At 70.0% G+C, this 5342-nt stretch carries 7 protein-coding genes; 3 read left to right on the top strand and 4 right to left on the bottom strand.

What is annotated here, in order from left to right:
• Positions 1-2 precede the first annotated feature (2 nt).
• Complete coding sequence (locus MIC448_RS15665; RefSeq protein ID WP_036301854.1) at positions 3-380, top strand: phage holin family protein; 378 nt, start codon at positions 3-5, stop codon at positions 378-380.
• Here the strand turns inward: MIC448_RS15665 and MIC448_RS15660 are convergent.
• Together MIC448_RS15660 and MIC448_RS15655 are read right to left on the bottom strand one after the other, a co-directional pair.
• Positions 343-1719, bottom strand: coding sequence for a hypothetical protein (locus MIC448_RS15660; RefSeq protein ID WP_036301853.1), 1377 nt, complete (start codon positions 1717-1719; stop codon positions 343-345). The two genes, MIC448_RS15665 and MIC448_RS15660, sit on opposite strands and share 38 nt — an antisense overlap.
• The gene (locus MIC448_RS15655) at positions 1712-2035 is read right to left on the bottom strand and encodes a hypothetical protein (protein WP_036301851.1); all 324 of its coding nucleotides are present in this window, start codon (positions 2033-2035) and stop codon (positions 1712-1714) included. Before MIC448_RS15655 ends, MIC448_RS15660 begins: the two co-directional genes overlap by 8 nt.
• Before the next feature lie 132 nt (positions 2036-2167).
• Between MIC448_RS15655 and MIC448_RS15650 the strand changes: the two genes are divergently transcribed.
• Together MIC448_RS15650 and purB are read left to right on the top strand one after the other, a co-directional pair.
• Positions 2168-2713 carry a low molecular weight protein-tyrosine-phosphatase gene (locus MIC448_RS15650; protein ID WP_051514230.1) on the top strand — a complete coding sequence of 182 codons (546 nt, stop codon included), beginning with the start codon at positions 2168-2170 and terminating at the stop codon, positions 2711-2713.
• Entirely contained in the window at positions 2710-4092 is a 1383-nt protein-coding gene (purB, locus tag MIC448_RS15645) for an adenylosuccinate lyase (protein ID WP_036301849.1), read from the top strand. The genes MIC448_RS15650 and purB overlap by 4 nt, the downstream gene beginning before the upstream one ends.
• 141 nt (positions 4093-4233) lie before the next feature.
• Here the strand turns inward: purB and MIC448_RS15640 are convergent, their stop codons facing one another.
• On the bottom strand, positions 4234-4527 hold the full coding sequence (locus MIC448_RS15640) for a hypothetical protein (protein ID WP_036301847.1): 294 nt from the start codon (positions 4525-4527) through the stop codon (positions 4234-4236).
• Positions 4524-5231: a hypothetical protein gene (locus MIC448_RS15635; RefSeq protein ID WP_051514227.1), complete on the bottom strand. Its 708-nt coding sequence runs from the start codon at positions 5229-5231 to the stop codon at positions 4524-4526. The genes MIC448_RS15640 and MIC448_RS15635 overlap by 4 nt, the downstream gene beginning before the upstream one ends.
• Positions 5232-5342 lie beyond the last annotated feature (111 nt).

The raw sequence follows: 5342 nt of genomic DNA, 5'->3' as shown, positions 1-5342 counted from the left end.
TCATCAATGCGTTCGCGATCTGGGTCGTCACCCTGATCCCGGATCTGCAGGTGAGGGTCACCCCGTTCGCTCCGGGGGAGACGCTCCAGCTCGTGCTGACCCTGTTGCTGGTCGCCGCGATCTTCGCGCTCGTGAACACCGTCATCGGCACGGTGGTCAAGATCATCGCTTTCCCGCTCTACATCCTCACTCTCGGTCTCATTTCCCTGATCATCAACGGTTTTCTGCTCTGGCTGACGGCCTGGGTCACGTCGTGGTTCGGGTTTGGCCTGACCGTCGGCGACTTCTGGTGGGGCGTTCTGGCGGCCCTGATCATCGCCGTGATCAACGGGATCTTCGGCATCATCCTGCGCCCCCAGCGCCAGCGTCGCCGCGACTGACGCGTCGCGCGCTGTATTCGGTGACCTGCACGGACTCCGCCGTTCCCAATCGGTTCCAGAGGGTGTCGATTCCCCGGGCACGCGGGTCCGCGGAGGCATCCAGCAATGCCCCCGTTTCGACGTAGGCAGTCAGAGCGTGTGCCGGCATCGTGATGTCGTGTAGTCCCGGGAGCGGGTCGGCCATGCGCTCGACGATGAAGCCGCCCTGCGCGCCGCGCTCGGCGGTGCGCACCGAACCGGCGAGCGCGGCCACGGGATCGTCGGTGTGGCGGATCGTGACCGCGGTCACGTCGGCGGGAAGCGGATCCGTCGTAGGGGCGCCGAAGGTCACGAGCGTTCGGACGTCGTACTCGCCCTCCCGTGCGAGCAGCTCCGCCGCCATCGCGCCCTGGGAGTGGGCAACGGCGTGCACGGGCTCGCCGGGGCTGACCCCGGCATCGGCCAGGGCAGCGCGAACGGCAGCACTCGCCGCGGCATCCTGACCCGAGTAGAGCGCGAGGTTGGAGCGCATGTCGAACGGCTCGGGTCCATCGAGCGCGACACTCTGGGTGCCCGTGACGTATACGACCCACTCGCGTCCGCCGCTCGGCATCGTGTAGCGCTCCACACGGACGCGCGCGCCTTCGGGGCCCGAGAGGCGCTTCCCGGCATCGGCGAAACCCGCGACCGGCGCTGCCACCATGCGGCGCAGGGGAGTGACGGTGACTTCCCGGCGCACTGCGGGCGACGGGGACGCGGATGCGGTGGGCGCTCGTACGGCGTTCACCCGGGTACTCCTGGCTCCCGCCGCGGCGAGCTGCAGGCCGGCGACGAGTGCGAACCCGAGCGGCGCTGCCCACACTCCGCCGACCAGACCCGCGCCCAGGGCCGCCTGCATCCGAAGGGCGCCGCCGCTGTCGCCATCCCCGAACGCACCCGTTCGCAGCAGCATCTCGAACGCCGCGTCCGACCCCGAGACGCCCCACAGCCGCGTACCGAGCACACCCGCCCGGGCTTCGAGGGCCGTGCGCTCGGCGTCGCCGTGCTGCGAGAGGTACCACGCGGCATGGACCTCGATGAGCTCGTACAGGTCGGCCGACTGGTCGAGAGCGACCGAGAGGCGCTCGCAGTCCTCGGCCAGTCCTTCGACCCGTCGCGCCTCGCGCGCCAGCTCGTGCTGCACGTCGCGGGCCGCGCGCAGTCCCGGCACCGACGCGATGAATCCCGCGGCGAGGCCGAGAGGCGCGTCCATGCAACGCAGCCGATTGGCCAGCGCGCGCCCCGCGTTCGCGGCGCTCCGCAAACTGGACGTGTCGATCGCGGCGGCGCCGCTCGATCGGATGTCGAGGTCATCAGCCATGGGGCGCCGCCTCCGTCAGCGTCCAGACGCGATTGCGGAGAGCTCGAATGTCATCGACGAGCGCATCCAGCGCCGCGGAACTGGCCAATCCGTCGGCCGAGAGGGCACCGGCGCGCCGCCGGAAGTCTCGGGCGGCCGGACCCTCCCACGACACCCGCCCCTCGAGCGCGATCAGGGCCGCAGCGACCGACTCCGACTCCGCGGCAACGGCGCCGACGAGCGTCAGCGCCGCCGTCACGAGGTCGGCGAGCCACGCATCGGAGGCGTCGTACTCGCGATCGGGCGGCGGGGAGCGGGGAAAGGCGGCAGCGGGCACCGATTCAGGGTGGCCGTGCCGGGGCCTCACTCCGGTCCGCATCGCTCGAAATGGGGGATTATGGGCGCCCTCCGCCCGTGGGGAGGAGATGCAGAGAGTGCGCGGAGAGAGGCGGGCGGGCAGAATGGGCGGATGACGCGGAACCTGGACGCCTCAGCGCCCTTCCGCGTCGTGTTCGTCTGCACGGGCAACATCTGTCGCTCACCGATGGCCGAGGTCGTCTTCCGGCAGCTCGCGGATGCCTCGGGTCACGGCGCACGCGTCGCCTCGAGCAGCGCCGGCACGGGCGACTGGCACGTGGGCGAGCAGGGCGACGAGCGTACCCTCGCGGCCCTTCAGCGCCGCGGATACGACGGCAGCCGCCATCGGGCCCGACAGTTCACGGCCGATACGTTCGACGTCAACGACCTCGTGGTCGCGCTCGATCGCAGCCACGAACGGATCCTGCGGGGATGGGCACGCACGGAAGAGGATGCGGACAAGGTCGCCCTGCTGCTGGGGTTCCTCCCCAGCCCGACGACGCTCGATGTTCCGGACCCGTACTACGCCGCCACCGAAATGTTCGATGACGTGCTCGGTATGATCGAGGACGCGACCCGGTCGCTCTTCCGCCAGCTCGAACCCGCCCTTCGTCCGGGATCGCGCACCGCCGCCTTCCCGTTCGGAGCATCCCCGTGACGTCCCTTCCCCCGCAGCCCCTGAGCCCCCTCGACGGCCGTTACCGCGGCGTCGTCGCGCCCCTCGCGGAGTACCTCTCCGAGGCAGGGCTCAACCGCGCACGGGTCGAGGTCGAGGTCGAGTGGCTGCTGGCACTCACCGATCGGTCGCTCTTCGGAACAACGCCCCTGGCAGCCTCCGAGCGCGACGCGCTGCGTGAGCTCTACCGCTCGTTCGGCGCGGATGAGATCGCCTGGCTCGCCGAGCGCGAAGCGATCACCCGGCACGATGTGAAGGCCGTCGAGTACCTCGTGCGCGACCGCCTGGCCACGCTCGGCCTGGACCGCATCGCCGAGCTCACGCACTTCGCCGCCACGAGCGAAGACGTCAACTCACTCGCCTACGCGCTCACGGTTCAGCGCGCCGTCGAGCGTGTCTGGTTGCCGGCCCTCTCGGCGGTGCGCGAGCGCCTCGACGAGCTCGCGGTCGAGCACCGCGCGGCGCCCATGCTCTCGCGCACGCACGGCCAGCCCGCGACGCCCACGACGATGGGCAAAGAGATCGCCGTTTTCGCGGCTCGCCTGGCGCGGGTCGAACGGGCGATCGAGGCATCCGAATACCTCGGCAAGTTCTCGGGCGCGACCGGAACGTGGGCCGCGCACCTCGCGGCGGGCCCCGACGTCGACTGGCCGCTCGTGGCGCGCGAGTTCGTCGAGTCTCTCGGCATCGGCTTCAACCCGCTCACGACCCAGATCGAGTCCCACGACTGGCAGGTCGAGCTGTACGACCGCGCCCGTCACGCCGGAGGCATCCTGCACAATCTGGCGACGGATGTGTGGACGTACATCTCGCTCGGATACTTCACGCAGATCCCGATCGCGGGCGCAACGGGCTCGTCGACCATGCCGCACAAGATCAACCCGATCCGCTTCGAGAACGCCGAGGCGAACCTCGAGATCGCCGGCGCCCTGTTCGCCTCGCTCTCGCAGACGCTCGTCACGAGTCGCCTGCAGCGCGACCTGACCGACTCGTCGACCCAGCGCAACATCGGTGTCGCCTTCGGTCACTCTCTGCTCGCACTCGACAACCTGCGCCGCGGCCTCGACGAGATCGCGCTCGCGCAGGACCTGCTCTCGGCCGACCTCGACGCCAACTGGGAAGTGCTCGGTGAGGCCATCCAGACGGTCGTGCGGGCCGAGGTCGTCGCGGGTCGCTCGACGATCTCCGACCCCTACGCGCTACTGAAGGAACTGACCCGGGGTCGGCGCGTGAATTCCGCGGATCTGGCCGAGTTCGTGCGAGGGCTCGACATCGGCGAAGAAGCTCGGGCCCGACTGCTCGCCCTCACGCCTGCGACGTACACGGGCTTGGCGGCGGAGCTCATCGACCGCGAGGGCTGAGCGGCAGGATACTGCGAGTCACTTCGACGAGCTCAGTGACCGACGTCATTTCGACTCTGCCCTGCGGGCCTCGCTCAATGACCGGGCCCGGTCGCCCGTTGAGCGAGCGCAGCGAGACGACACCCGCGCACCGCGGACGAGTCAGGAACGCGGCGCGTCGTCCGGCTCGTCGTCGAGAAGCACGGCGCGGTCGATGGGCTTCTGTACCTGCGCCGGGTCGACCGCGAGCAGCAGTAGCGACAGCCCCAGGAGCACGACGATGAACGTGACGCCGCCGATGATGGCGGTCAGCGGCAGAGCGAGGACTCCCACGCTGGGCTGAAAGCCCCCGGTGGAAACGAAAGTCACCACCGCGGCGAAAACCGCGCAGACAAAGGCGACGCCGAGCAGCTGGACCGGGCGCATGAGCTCGCGCCGGGTGGGTCGATCGGTCATGCCCTCTCCTCCTCGCGCCGTGCCGGCGCAGTGCGGGCGTCCGGAGCGGCTGTGCCCGCGACATCCGCGTCGCGCGATCCGGCGTCGATGGCATCACGGCGCGGCGAGAAGCCTGCGATTCCGAGGAAGACCGCAACGATCGCCGCGTAGGCACCGAAGATCCCGACCGCGATGATGATCCCGGTCAGCGTGAACTCCGTGTCGACGTCGTCAATGCGGTAGCTCAGCGCGTACTGCGCGGGTACGAGCAGCAGGCCGAGGCCGAGCAACACGGTGAAGATGCCGACGACGAGCGAATCGCGCGCCTCTGCCCGCAGGGCGGGGGAGCGTCGCTCGCGTAGCGCCCCGATCGCCTCGATCAACCCCGTGACGAGCGCCCATGAGATCACCAGGGCGAAGAAGAAGGTCGTGGAACGCCAGACCAAGATCCCGGCGAGCATTCCCGCGACGACCGAAAGCGCACCGAGCGTGAGTGGCACGGCGCGGCGCCCAGCCGGATAGGTCAGCCAGGCCGACACCAGCTCGATCAGGCCCGTGACGATGGCGAAACCGCTGAAGACCGAGAGCCCGACCGCCGCGGAGTGGTCGGACGAGAACGTGACCATGATCGCGGCGACGGCGGCAATTCCGGCGCGCGCGAGCTGCACATGCCGCAGTGCGAAGCGCGGTGCAGCTGCGGATGGCGCGGGAGTGGCGGTGGACACGGTGGAACCTGGTTTCGAAACGGGGATACTCCCAGTCTAGATCGTCAGGCGGCGCGGGTCCCCGGCGCCCACACGGCCGTCTGCGGCGCGACCTGCAGCGCCGCCTGCAGT

This window comes from Microbacterium sp. C448 (assembly GCF_000582705.2).
Taxonomy (GTDB): Bacteria; Actinomycetota; Actinomycetes; order Actinomycetales; family Microbacteriaceae; genus Microbacterium; species Microbacterium lacus_A.
The sequence above is the reverse complement of the archived record's forward strand: the minus strand, read 5'-3'. Positions and strand labels throughout refer to the sequence as shown.

Coding starts and splice junctions, on each gene's coding strand:
- MIC448_RS15640 (WP_036301847.1), bottom strand. CDS start 4,527: ATGACCGATCGACCCACCCGGCGCGAGCTCATGCGCCCGGTCCAGCTG.
- MIC448_RS15650 (WP_051514230.1), top strand. CDS start 2,168: ATGACGCGGAACCTGGACGCCTCAGCGCCCTTCCGCGTCGTGTTCGTC.
- MIC448_RS15660 (WP_036301853.1), bottom strand. CDS start 1,719: ATGGCTGATGACCTCGACATCCGATCGAGCGGCGCCGCCGCGATCGAC.